Here is a 26,014-nt window from a genome sequence, read left to right on the forward strand (position 1 = left end):
CGATTCACACGGCTCCCATCACCCGGTCGTTCGAGGCCGGAGGAGTTTCCAGTGGGCGAAGAGCCCCGGGTAGAGCTTGGCGGTCTTCTCCAAGCCCTGCCATGCCCGGCTCCGGCGACGCCGGAGCCGCTTGTACTTCTGCACGGCCCATCGCATCAGATACTGATCGATGCCCTTCAGGCTCGGGACCAACGCGGACGGATAGAACCGCCCGTAGTAGCTGATCCATCCCCGCACGACGGGATTGATCTCCCGTGCAAGGTCTGCCAGGGACGACCCACTGCGCAAGTGCAGCCGCCATCGGCGGATCTGCGCCCGGATGCGCTTGGCCGCCTCGTCGCTGATCGCCGGGTTGAAGCCGAAGAAGTAACTCCCCGTCCTCGACCGGACTTTCCGCGAGCGGAACGTGTACCCGAGGAAGGTGAACGAGACGTGCTCGTACGAACCACGCCTCTTGCCATCCTTGCAGTACACGATGCGGGTCTTGTCGGGATGCAGCCGCAAGCCCCCGCACTCGGCCAGCCGCTGGCCGATCGCCTGACGCACCTGGTGCGCCTCGGCCTCGGTGCGGCAGTGAACCACCATGTCGTCGCAGTAGCGCTCGAACCGGACACCCGGGAAGACCCGATCCATCCAGGTGTCGAACGCGTAGTGCATGAACAGGTTCGCCAACAGGGGCGAGATCGCCGAGCCCTGGGGACTCCCACGATCCCGCGCGACCAGTTCGCCACTCTTGTGCCGCAGCGGAGCCTTCAGCCAGCGCTCCACATACAGCAGAATCCACCGCTGGTCGGTGTGGTGGGCCACCGCCTTGAGGACCAGGTCGTGGTCGAGGTTGTCGAAGAACCCCTGGATGTCGATATCGACCGTCCAGTTCGTCCTCCAGCACCGCTCCCGACAGGCCGCGACCGCGTCCAGCGCGCTTCTGCGCGGCCGGTATCCATAAGAATCGGGGTGGAACATCGGTTCCACCTCCGGCTCCAGGACCATGGCCGCCGCAGTCTGCGCGATTCTGTCCGCGACCGTCGGCACCCCGAGAACCCTGACCTTGCCCGATCCCCCAGACTTGGGGATCTCCACCATCCGCACCGGCGGCGGGAAGTAGCTGCCCGACGACAGGCGATTCCACAGTTTGTAGAGGTTGCCCCGCAGGTCAGCCTCAAACCGCTCGATCGACTCGCCATCAACCCCGGCCGCTCCCCCGTTCGCCTTGACCCTGAGATACGCCTCCCAGACCACATGCTTCGAAATCTCGAACGACTTCAGCCCACTCATCCGGCTCCTCCCGGGAACTCCGGTTGACCGCCAAGCAGACCTGGATGATCCGTCCCCTTCGCTCCACCCGCATTACCGGGCTTCCTCACTACTACGAGACGGTCTGCCCCCGTGCCCCGCGTCAGTACTCCGCCCCTTGCGGTGTTGGCCGCTTGGGGATCTCCTCTCGGCGCCGGCCCCACGGACCAGCAGCAGTATCGGGGCGACAGGTTCTCACGTTCCATGCAAGAGCCCAGGTCAGGCTCGCGCCGCCTACATGCCGGACGCCATCCGGGCAGTCAGCAGGCTCCCCCCGGACTTGTCCCAGAGCCCTGGTCTCGCCCTGGTTTCGACGCCACTGGAATTTGTTACGACACGTCATCAGCGGTTCGCTCCCGCTCGCCTTCCTGACCCACACCTGACGCGATCAGGTCGCGCCTTTTCCCGCAGCGCTCACCACGAACGGCACTTAACCGACGCAGCCTGCGGTGGTTTGAAGCCTCCCCCTGCAGGGCGACCCCGGAGGACCTACCTCCATCTCCTGCACAGCACCGCTTCCAGAAGCTCCTACATCGACGCCTCCTTCAGCGTTCGTGACACACGACCGGTGAAAACATGATGGTGCCTGTTCCCGAGTGACATCTGTGGCCGGAATGTCGGTCTCGGGAGGTGAAGGAGGCGCGAGGGTCCCGTGACGACTCGGTCAGCGTAAGCGCACGTGACGAGGCCAAGATGCCCGGGTCGGTAACAAAACGGTCCATAGCAGCGTCTTTCCGGTGATCATCGAGCCCAGCGTTCGCCCAGGTCAGGTGCGAGGACAGGGCTACACCGGCGAGACTCTGCCGTCGCCTCCTTCATCCGCTCACTAGGTTCGTCGCAGCCCGTCGCCGCCTCCGCGACCAGTGCCCTGTTCGGCGGCTTCGCGGATCATCGCTGCCACGGCGCCGGGCTGCGACAGCACGACGGCGTGCGAACCCTCCAGCAGGTGTTCGGTGGCCGCCATGCGCTGCGCCATGAAGCGCTGAGCGGTGGGGTTGAGTATCCGGTCGGCGGTCGCGATGGCGTACCAGGACGGCTTGGAGGCCCAGGCCGGCGGGCCCGATCTTCCGGTCAGCGCGCTCCAGGCGATCGGGCGTTGCGCCACGGCCAGGACGTCCGTGACGCTGGGCGGCAGGTCGGCGGCGTACACCTGCGGGAACCGTTCCTTACGGATGTACAGCTCGCTGTCCGGCTCGGTGGGAAACCGGCCGGGGAGGGCGACGGTGACGGTCGCGTCGGTCACCGGCATCGGGGCGAAACGGTTCGTGATGTCCACAACGCACTCTCCGGCGTCGAGGCCGAACGCCGCTACGTAGCACAGCGCCACGATGTTGTCGGCGTCGGTAGCGGCATGCGTGATGACCGCGCCACCGTAGCCGTGGCCGACCAGCACGACCGGGACGTCGAGGTGGCACACCACACTCCTGACGTAGGCGGCGTCCTGCGCCAGGCCGCGCAGCGGGTTCGCCGGGGCGCGCACCGTCAGTCCGGCGGCGTGAAGAAGTCTGATGACCCTCGCCCACGATGAGGCGTCGGTGAACGCTCCATGCACAAGCACGATGGTCGGCAGTAAAGGGGTGGGTCCGTGCACTCCGGTGGCCTCCGAACGAGTTCGGTCCCAGCCAAGCGCGTTCAGGTGGGGCAGGCATCACGTGAACGTACCAACGTGTCCGGTCAGTCGTCGCGCAAGGCCATGACGAGGTTGGCGAGTTGGACCCGGGAGTTGACCGACAGCTTGCGGAAGGCGGAGGTCAGGTGGGTGTTGACCGTGTGCGGGGAGACGACGAGCAGGTCGGCGGCCGACCGGTTGGTGTGGCCCTCGGCAATGAGGCGGGCGATCTTCTTCTCCGAGGCCGTGAGGGCATCCCATCCCTGGACGGGGCGCTGCCTGGTCGCTGACCTGCGGCTGATGGCCTCCGCACCACCCATGTCACGCTGCACGCGTGCCGCTGCCGCATGGGCGCCCGACTCGGCGAACGTGGCATGGGCGTGAGCCAGGGTGGCCGCTGCTTCACCTTTCCGGCCCGCCGCCAGTAGTGCCTGTCCGAGGTCGGCGGAGGCGGCGGCCCGGACCAGCGGGCGAGGGCTCGCCTCGAGCAGTGCCACGGAACGTTCCAGCATGGCGAGATCCTTGTTCACAAGCCCGAGGGCCTGCGCCGCGATGCCGGTGGCGGTGGGCACGGCCGGGTTGCGTTCGGCGTGGGCCTGGGCCTGTGCGGCCAGGTCCTCGGCGAGCCCGTGGTCCGCGCCTCGCAGGGCCACGCGTATCGCGGAGTCGACCCAGGTGCGCAACAACCGCCAGCGCATGAAGGGACCTTCCTCCTGAACCTGCCGTATCTTGTCGATGGCAAGCCGTACGTCCCCGTCGTCCTCGGCGAGGACCGCTTCCAGGAAGCGCACGGCGGCCGTGTTGCCCGGGTTCGGTTTGATCGCCAGTTTTCCCCGCGCTGCGGCCAGGTGCTGCCGCGCCGCTGCGCGGTCGCCGCGCAGGAGGGCGATCCGGGAGCGGATCACGCGAGAGTTCAGCTGCTGGACGGGTACCTGTACGTCTTCTTCCAGGCGCTCCATCGTCACGAAGTCGGCCTCGGCGTCGTCGAGCCTGCCAAGACCCAGATGTTGCTGGGCCTGTGCCCACAGCAGCATTGCCTGACGGGGCGACCCGGCATTGTCCGCCGCCTGCAGCAGCCGTTCGCTGGACTCGAAGTCATCCAGGTGCTGGTACGCGACGATCTCTTCGGGAAGGAAGGCGGAATCGACGGCGCTGAGCGCGGTGAAGCGCTCCAGTGCGATGGCGTTCTCTCCCGCGTTGAGCGCGATCTCGCCGAGCCCGAACAGAGCCAGGACGTGCGCCTCCCGGTCACCGATCGCGATGGCGTCGCGCAGCGTGTTCTCGCCGGCCTCGCGTGCCGCGACAAGATCATGTCCTCGGGACAGGGCCAGCGCACGCAGGGCGGCCAGCCTCGCCCCGACCTCCGGGGCGGCGCCCCCGACCGCGAGGGCCGTTTCGGCCCGGCGGCGCAATTCGTCGGCGAGATCCATGTTCCACAGCGTCCCGCCGAGGGCGGCCTGCAACCGACTGAACGCCTCCAGGGGCGGCCGGAAGGCCAGCAGCCGGTCGCCGGTCGACAGCGCCTCTCGATTCCGGCCGGCCCGTGTCAGGCAGACGATCGCCTGCTCACCCACTACGAAGCTCAACGGCCTCGCGGGCGGCACCAATTCCAGGGCGCGCGTCATCAGGTCGGCCGCGAGGCCCGGCGTGACGGGCAGTACGTCATCAGCGGCTCGCCGCAGCAGCGTCACGGCCTCCTCGTCTCCAGGCAGGGCGCCCTTGAGGATGTGGGGCACCGTGTCGATCGGCTGGTGGCCCGCGGAGACAAGGTGTTTGGCAGCCTCTCGGTGCAGAGCCTTCCGGGCCGACGGCGGGATGTCGACGTAGACCGCCTGGCGCAGCAGATCATGCCGGAAGACCAGATGATCCCCGTCGTCGTCCAGGAGTCCGGCGCGCACCGCCTCCTCGAGCGCCGCGATCAACGTGGTGGGCGGTTGGCCGCAGAGCGCGGCGGCCTCGGGAAAGCCGAACCTGCGTCCCAACACCGCTCCCATCTGAAGGAAGCGCAGTGTGCTGGGTTGCAGGGATCCGAGTCTGCCGCGCACACCCACGACGAGCCCTGGGTGCACAGGCTCACCCGAGGCACCGGCGGTCCGCAGTCCCGCGAGCATCTCGACCGCCAGAAACGGGTTCCCGCCGGCTCCGTCGAGCAGGTCCCGTACCCGCTCGTCAACGGCTGCACCCAGTGTGTCGTCGGCCAGCTGGCCGATGGCCGCGCCGGACAGTGGCCCCAATGGCACGGTAACCGCCGGGAGTTCGCCCGTCGCAGCTGCGACGACCTCCTCCGCCGGCCCAGCCGGCTCCTGTCGCCCGGTCAGCATCCAGAGAACCGGCGAGGTCCGCAAGCGTGTCGGAAGCTGCTTCAGGGCGAACCGGCTCAGCGGGTCGGCCCACTGCACGTCGTCCAGGGCGATCAGCACCGGCACGCTGCCGGCTCTGGCTTCGATCGCCTCCGCCAGGCGTTCCACCAGCCAGATCCGCTGATCGTGATGGCGCGCGAGATCGGCGAAGGCATCGCCGGACAGCAGCGGCTGATCGCCGTGCAGGATGCAGGCTGCCAACGATGAGAGCGGCACGATGTGATGCAGTTCATCGGCCTTGCCGAGGCCGACTGAGAATCCCGCTGCTCCGGCCCTGGCGACGGCCTCGGCAAGCAGCGTGCTTTTGCCGATTCCCGGTTCCCCCCGGATCAGGGTCAGCGCACCGCTTCCGGTGCGGGCCACCGAGGCGACCAGTGTCTGCAGCTCTTCGAGTTCGGCCTCCCGGCCGCGCAGACCGCTTCGGGACAGCGACCCGCCCGACCCCGCCACTCACGCCCCTCCTGTCCGCACTCGCCGGCCGAAGCCGGGCTCAGCCCATACCGACCGGCGACTCCGCCCCTGGGCGTCGGCTGCCGGTGCCGGAAGGCGGCCCCGGCAGGCGCAGAGGGCGCGCCGGGTGTCCACTATGGCAAGAGCAGCAGCTCAGTGCACAACTCGGTACACAGGATGAGACGGCCATGCCGCTGGCGGAAGCCCTAGCACGGCCGGGCAGAATGACGTCGCTAGCCTGCTGACCGAAGCCGGACTGGACGTTTTGTAGGGATCGAGGCTGAGCTCGTCGAAGGGCGTGTCCGTACTGGCTGTGCGCCCGGCAAGATCATGATCTGGGCCGGGAAACTTCATTGCCTCAGGCCGCTGTCTCCGCGGCCTGACCGGTGAGGTGAACGTCACTCCGGGCTGGGGGCAGATGGGAACGCCGAGGCCGCAACGCCGTCGCGGCCTCCGACACCCTCGACACTCCACTCGGCGACGGAGGCGTACGAGGCGCTCGCACCGCGGAGTCCCGCCACTCGGCGGGGGACATCCCATAGGCGGCCCGGAACACCCGGCTGAAGTGGGCGGCGCTGGTGAAACCCCACTGGCGAGCCACAGCGGCGATGGTCCGGCCTGCCGCCTCCCGGCGGCCCAGGTCACGTCGGCACTCCTGCAGCCGGCGACGCTGGATCCACCGACTGACAGTGACGCCCTCGGTCTCGAAAAGCCTGTGCAGGTAGCGTACGGAGATCTGGTGGGCGCGGGCTATGGCCTCCGGCGTCACGTCCGGATCAGCGAGGTGCCGGTCGATGAACACCTGGATCCGCGGCAGCAGCACCCGGGCCGCGCTCGGCGTGTCACCCGCCTCCTGGTGAATTCGCTCCCCGGCCAGGACGGCGAGGAGGTCAACGATATGGCGGGCCAGTACCTCACCGGTAGCCGACGAGTACGTTTCCGCCGTGTCCACGACCTGGGTCAGAAAGGGTGACAGTAGTGAGCCCAACGCTGTGTCGGTGCGGATGGGTGTCGCCGCGAATCGTTGTAGGTCGGGCTCTCCCAGGTCCAGGAGCCGCCGCGGCAGGACAAGCGATTTCGTCTGGAATGGATGGGGAAATTCCACCCGCATCGGGCGGGTCAAGTCGCAGAAGGCGATCTCCCCGGGATGCAGGCGGACCTCACAGGCGTCCTGCTCGACCACGGCGACGCCCTTGACCAGAAGCTTGACGACCAGATACTCGTCTTCACCCCGTGCGATCAGCCGCGGAGTCCGCCGCACCCGCAGGGGCTCACCCTCTACCGCGGCGACCCGGAGATGGCCCAGCCGGGACGTTCGGATGGTTCCCGAGCAGACCTCGTCCGAGACGGCAATGTCGACCGCGGCGAACGTCTGGGACAGGGCCTCGCGCCAGTACGTCTGCCTTTGGTGGGCGGGCACCGAATCCGTGGTGTACAGGGCGCCCGAGAGCTGCCTCCCCGCTTCCGCTATCGATGAATCCGGCGACATGATCTCCGCCCTTCAGTCGGTGTGCTCTCCGCACACCGTGCCAACGGGCGTAGGTCGGCACATCGCGTGAATCCGCTAGATCAGGGATGCGGGACTGAGACATGCCGCAGATGCGCGTGCTCATGGTGTGCGGTCGGCAGGCCGTGCTGCGGCGGCGGCGCTGCACGGCATCACAGCGCGGCGGACCCCACTCCCGAGGCATGCGTGCGGTGTCGACCACAGAGGGCGGCTTCCCGCACATCGCTTCCCGGGGCCAAAAGAATCGTTTCGCGTGCGGGCGAGCTCGATACCGTACAGTTCAGCGGTGTTTGCCCCTAAGAACGCGACCGCTTCCGTAAAACGCTTTGCTTGCGTTCCACCAAGACCCCGGACACCATGGCCGGACCCGTGTGATCGCCCTCCAGGCCAGGCCGGATGCAGCATATGGGAGATACATATCACCTCCTGCAAGCCCTCAGGCGGGCGCAATGATGCATATGCGGCAAGGGGGAACAACGTGGCCGGACTGCTCGATGACGCCTCCCGGATGCCCTCCGCCGTGACCGAGACTCGCCATGGGGACTAAGCGCAGTACCACGCACCGCTCCCAACCCGTCATGGAGTTGGTGGGCCGGCAGGCCGAGATCGCTCAGATCCTGGACATCGTGGAGGAGGAGCACGGCGAACCGCGGATGCTGCTCCTGCTCGGCGAGGCCGGCACGGGCAAGACTGGTTTGCTGGCGGTCGCCGTCAACCACGCGCGGGACAACGGAACGCTCGTGTTGGCGTCTCAGGGCAGCGAGGCGGAGTCGCGGCAGTCCTTCGCGTCCCTGCATCAGCTGCTGCTCCCCCTCCTGCCCGACGTCGGCACATTGCCCGACCATCTGCGGGGGGCACTCGAGACCGCGTTCGGCATCGCTCCCGCCGAGGGACCGCCCGACCCGATGCTGCTACGTGTGGCGGTGCTGACCCTGCTGACCGAGGTCTCCCGCCGACAGGGCATCCTGCTGGCCGCCGACGACGTCCAGCACTTCGATCGCGACTCCCTCGATGTGCTGGGCTTCGTGATGCGTCGTATCACCGCGGAAGCAGTGCCGGTCCTGCTGGCGGCCCGCGGGCAGACGCCCCCCAACGGTGTCGCCGCGGACCTGCCCACCCTGCTCCTGGCGCCGCTGACCGAACAGGCTGCGGCCGAACTCGTGGACGCCCAGCCGCACGCGCCCGCCGGACGCACCCGGATCGATCTGCTGCGGCAGGCCGGCGGAAATCCGCTGGCCATCATCGAACTGTGCCGCGCGGTCACAACGGGCGGCGCGGGAGCACTGCCCCGCCACGGGCTACCGCAGACGGAGCGTATCCAGGCGCTGTACGCGGCCCGACTGCGCGGCCTGCCGGAGATGACCCGGCGGCTGATCCTGTACGCCGCGGCGTCGGAATACGAAGACCTCGCCACGATCACGGCCGCCGCCGGCGCCGGGCGGGATCTCGAGGCATGGGGCCCGGCAGAGGAGGCCGGTCTGGTGACCGTCGCGGACGGGCGATTGGTCTTCCGGCATCCGCTGGCGCGCGCGGGTTCCTATCAGGGAGCCCCGGCCTATCTCCGGCAGCAGGCCCACCGGGACCTGGCGGCTGCCCTCACGGCCGATCCGGCCCGCCGGGCCTGGCACCTGGCCGCGGCGTGCGTCGGCTACGACGAGTCCGTGGCGGCGGCCCTGGAGGACACCGCCGAACTCGTCGAACGGCGCGGCGGCTTCTTCGCGGCGGCCCAAGCATTGGAACGGTCCGCCGAGTGCAGCCCCACGGCCGAGGACCGGGCGCGCCGGTACGCCAAGGCGGTGAGGGCCGCCCAGAACGCCGGCGACCCCTCGTGGGTGCGTGAGCTGTATGACAAGGTCACCGCGCTGACCGAGGACCGGGAGCTGCTGGGAGTCGCAGCCTGCGGCGTCGGTCTTGCCTTGTCACTGTCCGGCCACCAGCGGCAGGCTTTTCAGGTGGTCATGAGCGCGCTGCAGCCGGATCCGCCCAAGGACGACATGACCGTGCTCGTCCTGGGCGCCGTGCTCAACGTGGTCGCCTCCCAGTCGGGCCTGCCCGAGATCAGGCGCCCGATGGCCGCCCTTCTCAACGGAGTTGAGGCCGGGAACTACGACACGCCCTTCGGCGAGGTGACGACGACCGGAGCCTTCGCCGCAGTACGGGCCGTGGCCCTGGGCGGGGCCGACCCGACCAGGGCCCCCGACTTGCTGCGGCGGATCCGCTCCCAGTCGAGTATGCCTGAGCCGCAGACCCTCATCGCGAAGATGACCCGGGTGCACGCGATCGGCGGGCTGGCCTGGCAATCCGATGAGTCCGACCTGTGCGTGGAATCCCTTCGGCAGGCATACGCCATGCTCAGGTCGTACGGCGCCATGGGCACGAGCGCGAGCACGCTCGCGGCAATGGGCTCGGCGCTGATCGACACCGGTCGCTGGACGGAGGCCGACGAGCATCTGGAGGAGACCGCGGCACTGGCCGCGGTTCACAAGTGGAGGCATCACCCGATCGACGTCGAGGCGCTGCGAGTGACCCTGCGGGCCCTGCGCGGCGAGTCCGCCGTTATGCCGGCGGACCCGGCCTGGACGGCAGTCAATCTGGAGGAGAACCGTGCCACCCACGCACGTCTCCTGCGGGCGGCCGGTACCGCCGCCGCGGCGGCTGGCGACTTCGACAACGCGTTCCGGCACTTTCGGCTGCTGTTCGGTGAGGACGGCACGCCTCTGCACTATTACCTGTCAGCCCGCTCGGTCGCCGATCTCGCCGCGACCGCCCATCGGACGGACCGGCAGAAGGAGGCGGTGCGCATCGTCGCTGCGGTGCACTCCGCGATCGGGCCACGGCCGACGACCCGGATGACCCTGCTGTTGCACCATGCCGCCGCGCTGACCGGTGACCCCAAGGACGCCGAGCACCACTTCCGGCTCGCCACGGTGAACCCGGCCGGTGATCAGTGGCCGTTGGCCCGAGCGCAGGCAAGGCTCCACTACGCACAGTGGCTGCGCAGGCGGCGGCGGCCCGTGGACGCCCGCCCCCTCCTGGCCACGGCTCTGGAGTCGTTCACCCGGCTCGGTGCGTCGGGCCTGGCCGAGGAGGCGCGGGGGGAGCTGCGGGCCAGCGGCGTGGCCACCACACCCGCCCAGGCCGACCCGCTGGCGGAGTTGACCGCCCAGCAGCGCGAAATCGTACGGCTGGCGGCACGGGGCCTGCGCAACCGGGAGATCGCCCAGCAGTTGATGCTGTCCCCTCGCACGGTCAGCTCCCACCTCTACAACGTGTATCCGAAGCTGGGTGTCAGTAGCCGTAACCAGCTCCGCGATCTCTTCGACGATCTGTGACCCCCGCGTGCCGGGTTCACTCGCCGTCCGGGCCGAGGGCCAGCAGGTGGTGGTGTCGGACATGCGGTTGATCGTTTCGATGGAAGGAACGTGAGCAGTTTGAGTTTCGAGCCCGGCATGGTCCCAGACGGGCCGGACCGCCCCGCCGTCGTCCTCGATCCCCTCGTGCAACGGCTCGTCGACGCCTCCGCCGCACCGCCTTACCTGCACCAGCTGGGTCCGGTCGACGGACGGCAGGCACTGTTGGAGATCCAGGGCCACACGCTCGACGACTTCGGCGTGGACGCCGAGTTCAGGGTGGCACCGGTGGGCCCTTCCGGGCTCGTCGGCTTCTGGATGTTCCGGCCTACACGGCCGACCGGCCCCCTTCCTGTGGTCGTGTACATGCACGGTGGTCGGTGGATGCTGGGCGACGCCCGGACTCATGCGGGGATGATCAGCGAGCTGGCGGCCGCCAGTGCCGCCGCCTTCGTGGTGCCCGAGTACACCCGCACTCCGGAGGCCCGCTATCCGGTCGCGCTGGAGGAGTCGTACGCGCTACTGACATGGGTGGTCGAGCACGCCACCGAACTGGCCCTGGACGACAGGAGGCTCGCGGTGGCCGGCGACTGCGCCGGCGCGACCATGGCCACGGCGCTCACCATGATGGCCAAGCAGCGCGCCGGTCCCCGCATCCGCGCCCAGTTGCTCTACTACCCGATGACCGACCCGCACTGCGACACCCCCTCGCGAGAACAGTTCGCGTCCGGCCACCTCCTGACGCGCGCGGCTCTGGAGTGGTACTGGCGGCAGTACACCGACGACGAGCGTGAACTCGCCGAGCCGACGGCCTCACCACTGCGGGCGACCACGCCGGACCTCGCGGGACTTCCTCCCGCCCTGGTCGTGACGGCGGAGGCAGACGTCGTACGGGATGAAGGGGAGCAGTATGCCCGCCTGCTGCGACAGGAGGGCGTGCCTGTGACCGCCGTCCGCTACCTGGGGACGGTGCACGACTTCGCCTCCCTGAGCCCCTTGCGGGACAGCCCGCCCACGGTGGCTGCGATCAGGCAGGGGGGCGGCTTCCTCAGGGACTCCTTGGCCGACCGGCGCTGACGGTCGCCTCGACGGAGCGACGCGGGCGGTGGGACACGCGCTTGTCCGCGCTGCTGTCAGAGATTGACCGTCAACATACTGATGCCTGGAGAACAGGCTGCTTGCAGGGTGAGAAGCGTGAGGCCGCACGGCAGCACGTCATGCACACGGAAGAGGCAGCATGTCCACCGCCAAGCCGGTTCTCGAAGCGGCCGCGCAGGCTTTCGCCACCGCGACGTCGAACCCTCCGTTCCTCTACGACCTCGGCCCGGTCGAGGGGCGAAGGGCCGTGGACCGGGTTCAGGAGGGCGACGTCGCCGCGCCGGATGCCGATGTGGAGGACCTTGTCGTCTCGGGAGGCCCGTCGGGCCAGGTGTCGATCCGCGTCGTACGGCCGGCCGGTGCCCAGGGGCTCCTGCCCGTGGTCCTGTACATCCACGGCGCCGGCTGGGTGTTCGGCAACGCCCATACCCATGATCGGCTCGTCCGTGAGCTCACCGTGCGCGCCCAGGCCGCGACGGTCTTCGTCAACTACAGCCTCTCCCCCGAAGCGAAGTACCCCACGGCGGTCGAGGAGATCTACGCCACGCTGCTGTGGATCTCGCGGGAGGGTGCCGCGCACGGGCTCGACCCGGCCCGCGTCGCGGTGGCCGGCGACTCGGTCGGCGGCAACATGGCCGCGGCCACCACTCTCCTGGCCAAGCAGCGCAAGGGACCTGAGCTCGCGGCGCAGTTGCTGTTCTACCCCGTGACCGACGCGAACTTCGACACCCCTTCCTACGAGCAGTTCGCAAGCGGCTACTTCCTCAGCCGCGATGGGATGAAGTGGTTCTGGGACCAGTACACCAGCGATCCGGCCGAGCGCGCGAAGATCACCGCGTCGCCGCTGCGGGCGACCCTGGAGGAACTGGCCGGGCTGCCGCAGGCGTTGGTCATCGTCGCCGAGGCGGACGTCCTGCGCGACGAGGGCGAGGCATACGCCGGCAAACTGCGCGCCGCCGGCGTGCCGACCACGGCTGTGCTCTACCAGGGCATCATCCACGACTTCGTCATGCTCAACGCGCTGCGGAACACGTGCGCCGCCCGGGCGGCGACCCGGCAGGGCGGCGAATTCCTCTACGCAGCGCTGCACGCCTGACGAGTCCGTGCCCCAAAGCGCACGCAACGGTTCACCTCACACATCGAGCCACGGCACGGTTGGAGCTCTCATGGCCAAGTCCGCGACGTCCCACATTGCACAGACCAGCGTGGAACACATACTGACTCTCTCTCCACTCCATGATTCCGAACACATCCGCGCCCTCCCCCGGTTGTCGGAAAAGAGAGATTCAGAATTCCTTCATCTGGGAATGCAAGTACGCGGATCCTCTGCTGTCTCCCATCATGGAACGGAGGTTGTCCTGGAGCCGGGCGACCTGGTCTTCTGCGACCGGGACCGACCTCATTTCACGCACCTCGGCAATGACTGCCAGGTGACGGTCTTCCGCATATCCCGGCACCATCTGGGAGTTTCTGAGTCGGACCTGCGCCGTATCGCCGGTGTGAGCGTACGACGCGGTGAAGGCGTGGGCGCGATGGCGTCGATCTTCCTGTCCGCACTCGCCGCCGGGGCGGAGTTCCGCACGTCGAGGATCGGCGACCGGCTCATCCGCAGCGCCGTGGACCTCGTCACCGTACTGGTCATGGAACTCCTCGCGGAGGCGAGCAGACCGGACGCCTCGAGCGCCGGCAACGAGATGCTGACACGGATCAGGGAATTCATCGAAGTACACCTGATGGATCCCGACCTGTCACCCAAATCGATTGCGCTCGCGCACCATATTTCCGTCCGTTACCTGCACAAGCTCTTCCAGAACGACGGCACCACGGTGAGCCAATGGGTGCGGCAGCGACGGCTCAGCGCCAGTCGGCAAGAGCTGGGTCGGACGTCGAACCGAAGACTGACCGTGGCGGCTGTGGCACGTCGGTTGGGTTTCATCAGCCCGTCGCATTTCAGCCGGGTGTTCCGCGACGCCTACGGCATGTCCCCCAGTGAATGGCAGGCATGCACGTGGTCGGCCCTGGAATCTCCGATCACAAAAGCACAGGTCCCGTTCCACCAAAAGAGCGTTTTGACCAGGGATGCCGCTTGATCCCGGCCGGTGCGCGTTCTCAGCTTCTCGCCTCCCGATGGTCACCGCAAGATCGAGGATCTCGTCCGGTCGCGCTTTCCAGGTTTCCGGTCCGCTCGTCTGCCAGCAGCAGCCCCGGCCTGTTGGTCAACTCCCGGGAGATCGCCACCGGTTGCTGTCCGCTGCCGGAGAGATCCGACGGCGGCGCGTCGGCGTGTACCACCAGGCCGGCCGCCTCCAGCAACTCCAGCGCGCAAACGCGCTGGTCCCGAGCTGCGGAACTGGGCGACCCAGTGCGTGGATACACGCGGGCGGGTTCCGTGACGAACTGTTCCTGGAACTGTTCGGCGCCTCCGCGCTCGGCTGCGACGCCCTGAGTGCCTTCGTCACGGCGCAGCCTTCACGGGCAAACGTTGCCTGCCACGGCACCAGAACTAGGTCGACAACTGTGTGGAGCGCCTCACCGCCGACACGGGCCCAGACGGCATGCTTTCCGAGCCGACCCGTCACTCGCTTCCCGCCATGAGTTCGGCCACGACGCGATCCAGGTCGATGTGGAAGCCCTCCGCGCCCGGTGGTACGACCATGTCGGTCTGCTCCAGGAACGCGGTGACCGCCGAAGCTGCGATGTCCAGCACGGCGGCCCCCGCAGTGGACCTGACGACTATGCGCACCGAGTGCCGATGGCAGCGATGCCGGGGTATCACCAGGACATCTCCGACACCCACCGGTCGGCTCAATCCCTCCGACAGGAGGCTGCGGGCGAACACCCAGTCGACCGTGCCGGTCGGCGTCCCTCCCAGGGAGAGGCACACGGCGTAGGGGTCTGTCCTGTCGTAGCGCAGCTCGGCGGGCAGCGATACCGGCGGTTCGTACGCGACGACGACATGCGCCACGACCTCGTGGGTGACCGAGGTGCCATCGGCGGCACCGGAAAACGGCTGAGTCATTTCGTACCTCGATCGGCAGCTCATCTTGGGGGGCAGCGTCTACGCAAATGACCCTAATGTCGTCGATAGAAGTAACTTGTCTAAGAACGTACGAAGCGTTGCCCGTCAGAGCCCCGAGCGCGGACTTCCACGGATTAATGAGCCCCAGAGGCGGCGCGACTACGGCCTGTGGGTGTCACGCCACTCGCTGGGGGACATTCCATAGGCGGCCCGGAACACCCGGCTGAAGTGGGCGGCACTGGTGAAACCCCACCCCTGTGCCACCGCGACGATGGAGAGACTCGCGGCCTCGCGGTGAGCCAGATCCCGCCGACATGCTTCCAGGCGGCGGCTCTGGATCCAGCGACTGACCGTGGTGTCGTCGCCCCTGGAAGATCTTGTGCAGGTAGCGCACGGAGATGTGGTGGGCGCGGGCGATGACCTCCGGGGTCAGGTCGGGATCGTCAAGGTGGCGGCCGATGAAGTTCCGGATCCGCAGCAGCATCGCCGCATCGCCGCTCGGTGTCCCCTCGGAGATCCTGCCAAGTTGTTCATCAGCCAGAACAGTAAGCAGATCCACGACATTGCGGGCGAGCAACTCACCTGTGTGCGGTCGATACGCTCCCGCGGTGTCCGCGAGCCGGGACAGCAGGATCGACAGCAGTCCGCCGAGTCCCGTGTCGGAGGGAAGGGGAGATGCGGTGATCTGCCGCAGGTCCGACTCGCTCAGGCCCAGGACCTGCCGTGGCAGAACAAGAGCTTTCGTCTGGAAGCACTCGGGAAGGACCAGCCGAACCGGCCGTGCCATGTCGTAGATGAAGACTTCCCCGGGCCGTACGCCCACGTCGCGGGCATCCTGCTCAAGTCTGGCAACGCCTTTGCTCAGAAGCTTCACGACCACGTACTGGTCCTCGTCGCCCTGTGCGATGAGCCGCCGCGTGCGCCGGGCCTCGAGGGGATCGCCGTCCACCGTGGTGACCTGGAGCCCGCCCAGCGGTGCCGTGCGGTTCGTACCGGAGTTCACCTCTTCGGGGACGGACATGTCCACCGCGCCGAAGGTCCGGGACAGGGCCTCGCGCCAGTAGGCCCGTCGTTGGTGGGCAGGCACGGTAGCCGTCGTGAGCAGGGAACTGCAGATCGCGCAGCTGGCCTCGACAGGGCTCTCCAACCGGGAGATTGGCCAGCAGCTCTACCTCTCCCACCGCACCATCGGAGCACACCTGTACAAGATCTATCCGAAGCTGGGGATCTCCTCCCGTGGCCAGTTGCGGGAGAAGCTCCAGCTGGGCGGATGGTGACCGGATTCCGACGGCCGCGGACCGCGCCCTGCTTTCACCTCTTCCACCTTTGGCCTCCTCCAGCCCGAGCACGGCAGGCCCCGGCTCGGTCGGTGAATCCGCGTGCCCGTTCTGTGACCCACGGGGTCACCTCAGTCCAAGCGCAGCAAGCGCAGATCGAAGAGCTGCCGTTCGAGCGCGGTGACGTCGTCCGCGGGCGTCTCCTCGCCCGGGCTCCCACCAGGGCGGCCAGCTCGTCGGCCGCCCGCCGCATGCGCGCGGGCAGGCCCTCGGTGTACTCGTCACCGCCGGATCCCCAGTCCTCGGACGCCACGTACACCGCAGTGGGGACGACGACGGCGCGCAGCTAGACGAAGAGCGGGCGCAGGGCATGTCCTTGGCCGAGCCGGTGAGGAGGGGCGGCTGCTTCGCGGACCCTCGGCGCCGTCTGCCGGCGCCCACCAGGCGGAACGGCTCTGCCGGGCCGCACCGAGCGGGAGCGGCTGCGCATGATCAGCCATGTCCGTCTTGCCGTCACCGTGCGGTGGGGCCGCCCACTCGGCGTTCTGAGGCCCAGTACAGGAGTGCCAGGAGCGGCAGAGCCCCACCGAGAAGCGTCACCGCCGTCCAGCCGCCGGCGTAGTAGGTGAGCGAGCCCAGCTGGGAGCCGACAGCACCGCCCAGGAAGAAGGTGGCGATGAAGGCGCTGTTGAGGCGGGCACGCGCATCGGGGTCGAGCTGGTAGATGGTGTGCTGGCCGAGAATGAGAGTCGTCTGCACGGCCATGTCGATCAAGATCGCGGCCAGACCGATCAGGACGATGCTGCGCTGTCCGAAGCCGGCGAGCGCGAACGCCACAGCAGCGACGGCGAAGGCGGCACCGGTCATGGGCCGTGTCAACTTGCGGTCGGCCCAGTGCCCGGCAAACGGGGCCACTGCCGCACCGGCCGCACCGACGAGGGCGAAGATGCCGACCCCCACCTCGGAGTAGTGGAACCGGGGCCCGGTGAGGACGTACGAGATGGTCGTCCAGAAAGCGCTGAACGAACCGAACATCGCCGCCTGGTACAGCCCGCGCCGCAGCAGCTCTGGGTGGGTGCGCACCAGCTGGACGGTGGAACGCAGCACGTGGGCATAGGGGATGTTCGTGGTGGGCGCGTGCTGCGGCAGAGCGGCGTGCAGGGCCACGGCCAGGACGGCCATGAGGGCGGCGGAGCCGAGGTAGACGACGCGCCAGCCCGCGAGGTCGGAGACCAGGCTACTGAGGGTCCGGGACAGCAGGATGCCGGTGAGCAGGCCACTCATCACCCGGCCGACGATGCGGCCGCGGGCGTGGTCGGGGGCGAGGCTCGCGGCAAAGGGCACGAGGATCTGCGCGACGACCGATGTGGCGCCGCTGATCAAGGACGCGGTAAGCAGCAGAGGGAAGTTCGTGGCTAGTCCGGCCGTGACGAGGGCGAGCGTGGTGACCGCCAGCAGCACGGTGATCAGGCGGCGCTTCTCCAACCGGTCGCCGAGCGGGACCAGGAAGAGCATGCCGACCACGTAGCCGACCTGGGTGAGAGTGATCAGCCAACCTGCACCCGTCGTGCTGACGTGGAAGGCGTCACGCAGTGAGGAGAGCAGCGGCTGGGCGTAGTACAGGTTGGCGACGGTCATGCCGGAGGCAATGGCAAGAAGCGCTATCAGCCATCCCGGCACGCCGTGCGAGGTCTTTCCTGTGGCGGGCAGGCGTGGGACCTGGAGATCGGGTGACTCGGACATGGGTACCTTCTTGGTGAGAACCGGCAGCCCGGCCCGAGAGGCCGGCCGGGGCAGAACCTGCCGCGGCGAGCCCGGACCGGAACGCAACCGGATCACTGGACAGATGCTGCTTGACGACGTGCTCGCTTCGGGACCCGCCGGGGGTCGCCTCAGTCGAAGCGCAGGTCGGACAGCTGCCGTTCGAGCGCGGTGATGTCGTCCTCGGGCGTCTCCTCGGCCGGACGGGCGGCCATGAGGGTGGCCAGCTCGCCGCCCGCCCGCCGTATGCGCGCGGGCAGGCCCTCGGTGTACTCGTCACCGCCGGATCCCCAGTCCTCGGACGCCGCGTACACCGCGGTGGGGACGACGACGGCGCGCAGGTAGGCGAAGAGCGGGCGCAGGGCGTGTTCCAGGACCAGGGAGTGGCGGGCCGTGCCGCCCGTCGCCGCGACGAGGACCGGCTTGCCGGTGAGGGCGTCCGGGTCGATCAGGTCGAAGAAGGACTTGAACAGCCCGCTGTAGGAGCCGCTGAACACGGGGGTCACGGTGATCAGCCCGTGGGCGCCCGTCACCGTGTCGATCACGGCGGCCAGTGGGGGGGACGGGAAGCCGGTCACGAGGTTGTTGGCGACGGCGCCGGCCAGTTCGCGCAGCTCGATGACCTCGGTGTCCACGTCGTGGCCCTGAGCGGCGAGTTCGCCGCGGGCCGACTCGGCGAGACGGTCGGCGAGCAGGCGTGTGGAGGACGGGGTGCTCAGCCCCGCGGACACGGCGACGAGCTTCATGCGGCGGACACCTCCTGAACGGCCCGCAGGGACTGGTGGGTGGGCGCGTCCGGCACTTTGGCGGAGCGGCCGATCGCGAACTCCTTCCGCAGGACGGGCACCACCTCTTCGCCGAGGATGTCGATCTGTTCCAGAACGGTCTTCAGGGGCAGACCCGCGTGGTCCATCAGGAACAGCTGCCGCTGGTAGTCGCCGACGGTGGCACGGAAGGACAGCGTCCGCTCGATGACCTGCTGGGGAGAGCCCACCGTCAGCGGAGTCTGCTCGGTGAACTCCTCCAGCGAGGGCCCGTGCCCGTAGACGGGCGCGTTGTCGAAGTAGGGGCGGAACTCCCGGACGGCGTCCTGGGAGTTCTTCCGCATGAACACCTGCCCGCCGAGGCCGACGATGGCTTCCTCAGGCCGCCCGTGACCGTGGTGGGCGTACCGGCGCCGGTAGAGCTGGACCATCTGCCTGGTGTGGTCGGCGGGCCAGAAGATGTTGTTGTGGAAGAAGCCGTCGCCGTAGAAGGCCGCCTGCTCGGCGATCTCGGGCGAGCGGATCGAGCCGTGCCACACGAACGGCGGTACGCCGTCCAGCGGCCGGGGCGTGGCCGTGAACCCCTGCAGCGGCGTACGGAACTTGCCCTCCCAGTTCACGACGTCCTCGCGCCACAGCCGACGCAGCAGCGCGTAGTTCTCCTTGGCGAGGTTGAGGCCCTGGCGGATGTCCTGGCCGAACCACGGATAGACCGGGCCGGTGTTGCCGCGCCCCATCATCAGGTCGACCCTGCCGTCGGCCAGGTGCTGGAGCATCGCGTAGTCCTCGGCGATCTTCAGCGGGTCGTTGGTGGTGATCAGCGTCGTGGCGGTGGAAAGGATCAACTTCTCGGTACGGGCGGCGATATAGCCCAGCATCGTGGTCGGCGACGACGGCACGAACGGCGGATTGTGGTGCTCACCGGTCGCGAAGACGTCCAGGCCGACCTCCTCCGCCTTCAGCGCGATGGCGACCATCGCCTTGATGCGTTCTTGCTCCGACGGGGTACGGCCATTGGTCGGGTCGGGGGTCACATCCCCCACCGAGAAAATTCCGAACTGCATGGGTGCCTCTTCGTTCCGGTGACTGTGTGAGTGCCGGAAATGTAGGCACCGGCCGGACGGTCGTCATGCCTGTGCGCGCAGGGGAACTTGCCCGTCAGCGCCCTCTCCCGGCCCGCGTGGTGGGCCGCTGCCTGTGCGACCGCAAGTGTGCAGCATCGGGCAAGTGCCGGGGCGCTCGTAGGCAAGCGTCGTACCCGGTCAGCCGTCTAGCGTGTCGGTGCCGCAGGGCGGCGATCGCATCCCCTCCCCCTGGCCGGCTCGGCCGCAGTGACGGTGGACCCGGCACGCGACAGCGGCCCCCACCGAACGACCCACTCGGGCAGCCCGTGCCTGATGCCTCGCCCCGCGCGGGCCGTGAACACGCGCGAGCCCCGCCAAGAACCGATGCCTACCCGGGAGTGCCCATGGCTTCGTCAACCGTCGTCGAACTGTCCCGATGGCAGTTCGCGATCACCGCGATCTTCCATATGACCTTCCCCGCGCTCACCGTCGGCCTCTCCGTTCTCCTCGCCGTCGTGTACACGGTCTACGTACGCACGGGGAACCCCCTGTACCTGCAGATCTTCCGGTTCTGGAAGAAGATCTTCGCCGTCGGCTTCGGCCTGGGCGTCGTCGCGGGCACGGTGATGACGTTCGAGTTCGGCCTCAACTGGGGCGTGTACGCCCACGCGGTGGGGTCGGTCATCGGGGTCACCATCGCCATGGAAGTGATCACCGCCTTCTTCCTGGAGGCGGGCTTCATCGGCCTGATGCTCTACGGGGACGGCCGGATCCGGCCGCGCACCATGGCCCTGGCCAGCTGGATGGTCGCCTTCGGAACGCTGCTGTCCACCACCTGGATCCTGTCGGCCAACAGCTGGATGCAGGACCCCGTCGGCTACCAGAAGGTCGACGGCCAGTTCCACGCCAGGGATTGGATCAGCATCCTGCTCAACCCCGCCTTCGCCCACCGCTTCCCGCACATGCTGCTGGCCGTGCTGATCAGCGCCGCCTGGTTCGTCGGCGGAATCTCCGCCTGGTACCTGGTGAAGAACCGGGTCCACGCCCAGCCCATGGCCCGCCGCTGCCTGTCCATCGCGCTCGGTGTGCTGGGCGTGCTGATGCCGGTGCAGCTGTACGTGGGAGACGGCACGGCGGTCTTCATGGGCCGGCACCAGCTCCCCAAGCTGGAGGCCTTCGAGGGCAACTGGAAGAGCGACAACAACGGCTACAACCTGCTCGTCGTCCCCGACACGGACAAGGGCGAGAACAGGCTGCACGTGAAGATTCCCTATCTCGGCTCGGTCATCGCCCAGGACCTCAGCGGCAGGACGACGACGCCCGGACTCCTGCAGACCCCGCCCGCCGAGCGCCCCAACATGTGGACCACCTTCTACGGTTTCCGCGCGATGTACTTCACCGCGCTGCTCATGTTCGGCACGGCCTTCACGGGCGTCGTCCTGCGCACGCGGCGCCGGCTGTTCGACTCCCCGCGCTTCCTGCGGTGGATGGTGTGGATGACCCCCGCCGGGATCATCGCCATCACCGGCGGCTGGATCGTCGCCGAGACGGGCCGCCAGCCCTGGGTCGTCTACGGCCAGCTGCGCACCGCCGACGCGGTCTCCCACCTCACCACATTCGAAGTCGCCGCCAGCCTGGCGGGTTTCGTCCTGCTCTACGTCACCCTGCTGGCCATCTGGGCCCGCTACATCGTCCGCACCGTCAAGGCCGGCCCCGAAGCACTGCCCACCGGGCCCGCCTCGCCTGACGCATCGGAGGCCCTCGTTGCTTGAGTACGCCAGTTACACCCTGGTCCTCATCTCACTCGCCATGTACGTCGTCCTCGACGGTTACGACCTCGGGGTGGGCATACTCAGCCTGGCGGCCCGGCCGGAGCGCCGACGGGAGTACGGCGAGATCGTCGCCACCGCCTGGGACGCCAATGAGAGCTGGATCATCCTGGCCGGCGTCGTCCTCTGGGCCGGCCTGCCGGGCGCCTACGCCGTGATTCTGCCCAGTGTCTATCTGCCTTTGATCGGCATGCTGATCGCCATCATCCTGCGCGGGCTCGGCCTGGAGATGCAGAGTGCGGCCGCCGGCTACCGGCGAGGTTGGGCGCTGCTGTTCGGCGGGGCGTCGCTCGCGGCGACCGTGTGCCAAGGTCTCGTCCTCGGCGCAGTGCTCACCGGCCCGAACCAGCGCGACGGTACCTTCCAGGGCGGGGCCTTCGACTGGCTCAGCCTGTACAGCGTGCTGTGCTCGCTCGGCCTGGTCGCCGTCTACCTGCTGGCCGGGGCCGCCTGGCTGCAGGACAAGACCGAGGGCTGGTCGCGGTCGGGCGTCCGCCGCACGGGACGGTCGCTGCTGGTGGTCACCGCAGTCATGGCGGTCGTACTCGGCCTGCTGCTGCCGAGCGCCGACCCGCAGCAGTCGCAGCTGGGCCAGCCCATGCGCGCTGTGCTGTTCTGGCTCGCGGTCGTCGCCGCTGTCGTGGCCGGTGCGGTCGCCTGGCACGGATTCGGCCGTCGCCCCGACTGGCGGCCGTTCGCCGCCGTGGCCACGATGACGGTCTGTGGGCTGTTGGCCCTGGCGGTGGTCTCCGTACCGGTCGTCGTGCCGCCCGGACTGACCGTCCATCAGGCTGCGAGCCCGCACTCCTCCCAGCTCTTCCTGGTCCTGGGCGTCGGGTTGTGCATGCCGTTCGTACTGGCCTACAACACCTACGCCTGGCGGAGCTTCCGCGGCAAGTACACCGATCCGGTGGAGAGTCCGATCCCGCCGCTGCATGCCCGCACCTACCCCTTGGCGGTCTCCCCAGCGCCCTCCGGCACCTTGCGGACGATCACGCGACGGAGCCTGCTGGTGGTGCTCGGCATTCTGGCGACTGCCCTGTCCCAGGACGTGTTCGGCGGTGTGGCCGACTGGATCGGCCCGGTCGGCGTCACCGTCCTGGGCTGTGCGGCGCTGGCCGCCTGGATCGTGGGCGACCGCCGGGACCGGCGCGCCGGGTACTTCCACGCGGAACTCACGGATACCACGGGTATCGCCGACGTCGCGGGCATCGAGGCGGAGACCACCTCGTGAGCACCGTCGTGCTCCTGGACGAACTGGCCGCGGACAGGGCCGAAGAAGGGGTGCCCGCCGCCCGGTTGAAGGAATGGGCGGCCGTCGGACGGCGGGAGCTGCGCCGCGCGGGCCTGCTGCGCGGCGCCGCCCAGCTGGGCACGGTCATCTGGGCGGGAGGGCTCTCCTGGGGCGCCGAGCGCGGCCTGTCCGCACTCCACGGCACCCCCGTGTCCGCCGTACTGCCGCCCGCCCTGCTCATAGCGGCCGGCGTGGCCCTGCGCGCTGTGCTGCTGGCCGCGGGCGACGCGGCAGCCGCGCGCGGCGCCCGCACCGTACGCGAGAGCCTGCGCGGCCGGCTCATCGAGACGGCGCTGCCCGCACGTGGCCCGGCCCGCACCGACCTGGACGACGTGGCACTGGTCCAGGCCGTCGACGGCGAGGTCGGTCAGCTGACCGACTGGCTCACCGACTACCTGCCCGCGCGGACCACCATGCTGCTCGGCAGCGGCCTCACCCTGGCCGCGATCGCCTCCCGCAGCTGGTTCGTCGCCCTGCTCGTGCTGGCCGCCACCCCGCTGCTGCCGGCCAACCTGAAGGTCATCGGCCTGGGCACGCAGACCGCTGTACGGGCCCAACTGACGGCGATCCGCACCCACCAGGCCCGACTGCTGGACCATCTGCGCGGCCTGCCCACCCTGGTCGGGCTCGGGGCGCACGACCAGGCGGCCGGTTCGCTGTCCCGGCACGACCGGGAGGTCGCCGGTCGCACCGAGAAGGTGCTGCGGATCGCCTTCCTGTCGACCGCGTGGGTCGAACTGCTCATCACCGGCACCCTCGCCGTAGTGGCGACCTACTGCGGACTGGTCCTGCTCGACTACCTGGACCTGCCCGTCGTACCGGACCACATGAGCCTGTCCGCCGCGCTGTTCGTCCTCGTCCTGGTGCCCGCCTACTTCGCGCCGGCCCGGGACCTGGCCGCCGGCTACCACGCCCGCGCCCGGGCGACCGCCGCCGCCGGTCTGCTGGCCCAGGTCCTGGACGCGTATCGCGAGGCCGTGGTACCACATGCCCGACCGGCCGCGGCGCCACCCGGGGTGCGCCTGGAAGCCGTCACAGTCCATCACCCTGGACGGGAGGCACCAGCGCTGGAACGTGTCAGCGTGCACCTCGCACCGGGGCGGTGCCTCGCCGTCACCGGCGCCAGCGGGGCCGGCAAGTCCACGCTGCTCGCCGTCGCGGCCGGGCTGTACACCCCGCACGGTGGACGCCCACTCCACTTGCTGGACGGCCGGCCCGTCCCCGCGGACCCCAGCCGGGTCGCCTGGGTGGGCCAGCCCGCGCATCTGCTGCCCGGCACCCTGCGCGAGAACCTCCTGCTGGCCCGGCCCGCCGCGAACGACCACGACCTGCTGGACGCCGTCGCCTCCCTCGGCTTCGAAGACCTCCTCGCCGCACTGCCGCAGGGACTGGACACACCACTCGGCGAACGCGGCACCGGCCTGTCCTCCGGCCAGTCCCAACAGCTCGCCCTCATCCGGGCGTTGCTGCGGGACGCACCCCTGCTGTGCCTGGACGAACCCACCGCACACCTCGACCCCGAAGCGGAGCAACACGTCCTGTCCGCGCTGCGCACGCTGACCCGCGACCGTACGGTCCTGCTCGCCACCCACAGTCCCGCACTGCTGCCGCTGGCGGACCACGTCATCACGCTGGACCACGGGAGAGCCCTGTGAACCGGATCAGCGCCTGGCGGCTGCTGCGTACAGCGGCTCCGCGCCGCGCCCTACTGACCGGCATGCTGTTCGCCCCGGCGGCAGAACTCAGCGGCGCCGCACTGCTCGGAGTGTCTGGCTGGTTCCTGACGACCTGCGCCGTGGTCACCCTCCAGGCCAACACCACCTGGTCCTGGATGTACCCCTCGGGCGCCGTCCGGGCACTGGCCCTGACCCGCACCGGCCTGCGCTACCTCGAACGCCTGGCCAACCACCGGACCCTGCTCGCCACCCAGGTGGCCTTGCGAGCTCGGCTGGCCCGCGGCGCTGCCGGCCTCACGCCCCGTCAACTGCGCGGACAACGCGACGGGACGCTGCTCACCCTGCTCACCGCCGATGTGGAGACCGTCGCGAGCCTGCCCGCGAACGCCGTCGCACCACTGGTGGCAGCCGTCATGACGGCGTGCCTGGTCGATGCCCTGCTGCTGTGGGCCATGCCGGTCCTGGGAATCGCCGAACTCATCGTCTGGGCAGTCGGCCTCGCCTGCGCCCGGCACGCCCACCACCGCGCGCGGACCCACCTCGCCGACGCCGCCGACGCCAGGGCCGCGCTCCGTACCGTGCTGCTCGGCAGCCGGGCCGCCTTCAACGAACTGCGGTGCCTGGACGCCCTGCCGCAGGCTCAGCGGACGGCGACGAGCGCCATGGCCGCCGTCGAGTCCGCCGAATGGGCCGCTGCCCGGGCCGAGCGGCACGGCCGGCTGGCCCTGCGTCTCCTTGCCGCACTGGGGCAAGCGGCGGTACTGGTCATCGCCCTGCGCGCCGCCCCGGCCCAGCCGATCGCCGTCGTGGTGGGCGAGGTGCTGCTCGTTGCCGCCGGGTGGGAGCTACTGGAGAGGCTCCCCGGGCTGATGCAGCACCTGGCCCAGGCCAGGGACGCGGCCGGGCGCCTGGCCCCCCTTGCCGCCGCGGCGCACCCGGCGGGCCAACGGCGGGAGGCCGTCCGCTCCGTCAAGACGGATGGCCTCCCGCTCATCGGTTCGCCCGCGGAACTCACGATGACCGTGGAAGGCCCGGGACTGGTCCTTGTCACCGGCCCGAACGGCAGCGGCAAGTCGACGCTGCTCGGCCAACTGGCCGGGCGCGTACCAGCGCCTGCCGGCACGGTGCTCCTCGACGGCACGCCCGTGCACGAACTGCCTGCCTCGGCCGTCGCCGAGACAGTCACCCTCGTCGAGGCCGACGACTGGCTGGCCGACGACACGGTCGCGGCCAATCTGCGTCAGGCGGCACCGTCGGCCGACACCACCGCGCTACGGGACGCACTGGAACTCGTCGGCTTGTCGGCCTTGCCGCTCGCCACAGCGGTGGGCCCCGGCGGGCGCCTGCTGTCCCAAGGGCAGCGGAGGCGCCTCGCCACGGCCCGCGCCGTACTGAGACATCCACCGATCCTGCTGCTCGACGAGCCGGTGGCCGGACTGGACCGCCACACCGCCGAGGCGCTCCTGGCCGCACTGCCCGAGGCGCTGCCCGAGACCGCATTGGTGATCGCCCTGCAGGAGCAGGACCTCGACCTGCTGGATGACACACCGACCACCGTCGTACGGCTCGGCCGGAGCGCCGAACGGCAGCACAACGGCAAGCGGACGGCCGAGCACGTACGGGGGTAGACCACGGTCGGAGTCACAGCCCAGCCGATACGCGA

At 69.3% G+C, this 26,014-nt stretch carries 17 protein-coding genes and 3 pseudogenes; 9 read left to right on the forward strand and 11 right to left on the reverse strand.

What is annotated here, in order from left to right; all coding sequences use genetic code 11:
- Positions 1-18: 18 nt before the first annotated feature.
- From ltrA to OG819_RS38215, 4 genes are all read right to left on the reverse strand, one after another.
- Positions 19-1,275, reverse strand: coding sequence for a group II intron reverse transcriptase/maturase (gene ltrA / locus OG819_RS38200; RefSeq protein ID WP_266649880.1), 1,257 nt, complete (start codon positions 1,273-1,275; stop codon positions 19-21).
- Positions 1,276-2,119: 844 nt separating this feature from the next.
- Positions 2,120-2,845 (reverse strand): alpha/beta hydrolase, encoded by a 726-nt coding sequence (locus OG819_RS38205; protein WP_323139403.1) that lies wholly within the window; start codon positions 2,843-2,845, stop codon positions 2,120-2,122.
- Positions 2,846-2,967: 122 nt separating this feature from the next.
- On the reverse strand, positions 2,968-5,712 hold the full coding sequence (locus tag OG819_RS38210; RefSeq protein WP_266633080.1) for an AAA family ATPase: 2,745 nt from the start codon (positions 5,710-5,712) through the stop codon (positions 2,968-2,970).
- 358 nt (positions 5,713-6,070) lie between these two features.
- Positions 6,071-7,132 carry a helix-turn-helix domain-containing protein gene (locus OG819_RS38215; protein ID WP_266653691.1) on the reverse strand — a complete coding sequence of 354 codons (1,062 nt, stop codon included), beginning with the start codon at positions 7,130-7,132 and terminating at the stop codon, positions 6,071-6,073.
- Positions 7,133-7,797: 665 nt separating this feature from the next.
- On the opposite strand from OG819_RS38215, the gene OG819_RS38220 reads away from it, so the two are divergent.
- The 4 genes from OG819_RS38220 (at position 7,798) to OG819_RS38235 (ending at position 13,757) form a co-directional block, all read left to right on the forward strand.
- Positions 7,798-10,551 (forward strand): AAA family ATPase, encoded by a 2,754-nt coding sequence (locus tag OG819_RS38220; protein ID WP_266633076.1) that lies wholly within the window; start codon positions 7,798-7,800, stop codon positions 10,549-10,551.
- Between the two features lie 90 nt (positions 10,552-10,641).
- Positions 10,642-11,646 (forward strand): alpha/beta hydrolase, encoded by a 1,005-nt coding sequence (locus OG819_RS38225; protein WP_323138209.1) that lies wholly within the window; start codon positions 10,642-10,644, stop codon positions 11,644-11,646.
- A gap of 160 nt (positions 11,647-11,806) precedes the next feature.
- Positions 11,807-12,763, forward strand: a complete 957-nt coding sequence (locus tag OG819_RS38230) for an alpha/beta hydrolase (protein ID WP_266633074.1) — start codon at positions 11,807-11,809, stop codon at positions 12,761-12,763.
- A 70-nt stretch (positions 12,764-12,833) separates the two neighbouring features.
- Complete coding sequence (locus OG819_RS38235) at positions 12,834-13,757, forward strand: AraC family transcriptional regulator (protein WP_266633072.1); 924 nt, start codon at positions 12,834-12,836, stop codon at positions 13,755-13,757.
- Positions 13,758-14,242: 485 nt separating this feature from the next.
- Here OG819_RS38235 and OG819_RS38240 read toward each other — a convergent pair whose 3' ends face one another.
- From OG819_RS38240 to OG819_RS38250, 3 genes and pseudogenes are all read right to left on the reverse strand, one after another.
- Positions 14,243-14,686 carry an SsgA family sporulation/cell division regulator gene (locus OG819_RS38240; RefSeq protein ID WP_168499870.1) on the reverse strand — a complete coding sequence of 148 codons (444 nt, stop codon included), beginning with the start codon at positions 14,684-14,686 and terminating at the stop codon, positions 14,243-14,245.
- Positions 14,687-14,845: 159 nt separating this feature from the next.
- The gene (locus OG819_RS38245) at positions 14,846-15,025 is read right to left on the reverse strand and encodes a helix-turn-helix domain-containing protein (protein ID WP_323139438.1); all 180 of its coding nucleotides are present in this window, start codon (positions 15,023-15,025) and stop codon (positions 14,846-14,848) included.
- 265 nt (positions 15,026-15,290) lie between these two features.
- A pseudogene (locus OG819_RS38250) lies at positions 15,291-15,707 on the reverse strand (AraC family transcriptional regulator); the annotation flags it as partial.
- Positions 15,708-15,783: 76 nt separating this feature from the next.
- On the opposite strand from OG819_RS38250, the pseudogene OG819_RS38255 reads away from it, so the two are divergent.
- A pseudogene (locus OG819_RS38255) lies at positions 15,784-15,963 on the forward strand (response regulator transcription factor); the annotation flags it as partial.
- A 131-nt stretch (positions 15,964-16,094) separates the two neighbouring features.
- Here OG819_RS38255 and OG819_RS58745 read toward each other — a convergent pair.
- The 4 genes and pseudogenes from OG819_RS58745 to OG819_RS38275 all read right to left on the reverse strand — a co-directional run.
- A pseudogene (locus OG819_RS58745) lies at positions 16,095-16,336 on the reverse strand (oxidoreductase); the annotation flags it as partial.
- A gap of 140 nt (positions 16,337-16,476) precedes the next feature.
- Positions 16,477-17,706 carry an MFS transporter gene (locus OG819_RS38265; RefSeq protein WP_266653693.1) on the reverse strand — a complete coding sequence of 410 codons (1,230 nt, stop codon included), beginning with the start codon at positions 17,704-17,706 and terminating at the stop codon, positions 16,477-16,479.
- A gap of 149 nt (positions 17,707-17,855) precedes the next feature.
- Positions 17,856-18,470, reverse strand: a complete 615-nt coding sequence (locus tag OG819_RS38270) for an FMN reductase (protein WP_266653695.1) — start codon at positions 18,468-18,470, stop codon at positions 17,856-17,858.
- Entirely contained in the window at positions 18,467-19,552 is a 1,086-nt protein-coding gene (locus tag OG819_RS38275) for an LLM class flavin-dependent oxidoreductase (protein ID WP_266653697.1), read from the reverse strand. The genes OG819_RS38270 and OG819_RS38275 overlap by 4 nt, the downstream gene beginning before the upstream one ends.
- Before the next feature lie 404 nt (positions 19,553-19,956).
- On the opposite strand from OG819_RS38275, the gene OG819_RS38280 reads away from it, so the two are divergent.
- From OG819_RS38280 to OG819_RS38295, 4 genes are read left to right on the forward strand one after another with little or no spacing between them, the layout of a single operon-like run.
- Complete coding sequence (locus OG819_RS38280; protein WP_266653699.1) at positions 19,957-21,324, forward strand: cytochrome ubiquinol oxidase subunit I; 1,368 nt, start codon at positions 19,957-19,959, stop codon at positions 21,322-21,324.
- Positions 21,317-22,615, forward strand: coding sequence for a cytochrome d ubiquinol oxidase subunit II (locus tag OG819_RS38285; RefSeq protein ID WP_266633059.1), 1,299 nt, complete (start codon positions 21,317-21,319; stop codon positions 22,613-22,615). The genes OG819_RS38280 and OG819_RS38285 overlap by 8 nt, the downstream gene beginning before the upstream one ends.
- Entirely contained in the window at positions 22,612-24,330 is a 1,719-nt protein-coding gene (locus tag OG819_RS38290) for an ABC transporter ATP-binding protein/permease (protein ID WP_266633057.1), read from the forward strand. The genes OG819_RS38285 and OG819_RS38290 overlap by 4 nt, the downstream gene beginning before the upstream one ends.
- Entirely contained in the window at positions 24,327-25,979 is a 1,653-nt protein-coding gene (locus OG819_RS38295) for an ATP-binding cassette domain-containing protein (protein WP_266653701.1), read from the forward strand. Before OG819_RS38290 ends, OG819_RS38295 begins: the two co-directional genes overlap by 4 nt.
- The last annotated feature ends 35 nt before the right edge of the window (positions 25,980-26,014 follow it).

It is taken from the genome of Streptomyces sp. NBC_01549, assembly GCF_026339955.1.
Classification (GTDB): Bacteria; Actinomycetota; Actinomycetes; order Streptomycetales; family Streptomycetaceae; genus Streptomyces.

Bases quoted from the DNA above. Each gene is read 5' to 3' on its own strand.
- OG819_RS38240 (WP_168499870.1), bottom strand. From the start codon at position 14,686: ATGACTCAGCCGTTTTCCGGTGCCGCCGATGGCACCTCGGTCACCCAC.
- OG819_RS38280 (WP_266653699.1), top strand. From the start codon at position 19,957: ATGGCTTCGTCAACCGTCGTCGAACTGTCCCGATGGCAGTTCGCGATC.
- OG819_RS38270 (WP_266653695.1), bottom strand. From the start codon at position 18,470: ATGAAGCTCGTCGCCGTGTCCGCGGGGCTGAGCACCCCGTCCTCCACA.
- OG819_RS38220 (WP_266633076.1), top strand. From the start codon at position 7,798: ATGGAGTTGGTGGGCCGGCAGGCCGAGATCGCTCAGATCCTGGACATC.
- OG819_RS38230 (WP_266633074.1), top strand. From the start codon at position 11,807: ATGTCCACCGCCAAGCCGGTTCTCGAAGCGGCCGCGCAGGCTTTCGCC.
- OG819_RS38235 (WP_266633072.1), top strand. From the start codon at position 12,834: ATGGCCAAGTCCGCGACGTCCCACATTGCACAGACCAGCGTGGAACAC.
- OG819_RS38275 (WP_266653697.1), bottom strand. From the start codon at position 19,552: ATGCAGTTCGGAATTTTCTCGGTGGGGGATGTGACCCCCGACCCGACC.
- ltrA (WP_266649880.1), bottom strand. From the start codon at position 1,275: ATGAGTGGGCTGAAGTCGTTCGAGATTTCGAAGCATGTGGTCTGGGAG.
- OG819_RS38265 (WP_266653693.1), bottom strand. From the start codon at position 17,706: ATGTCCGAGTCACCCGATCTCCAGGTCCCACGCCTGCCCGCCACAGGA.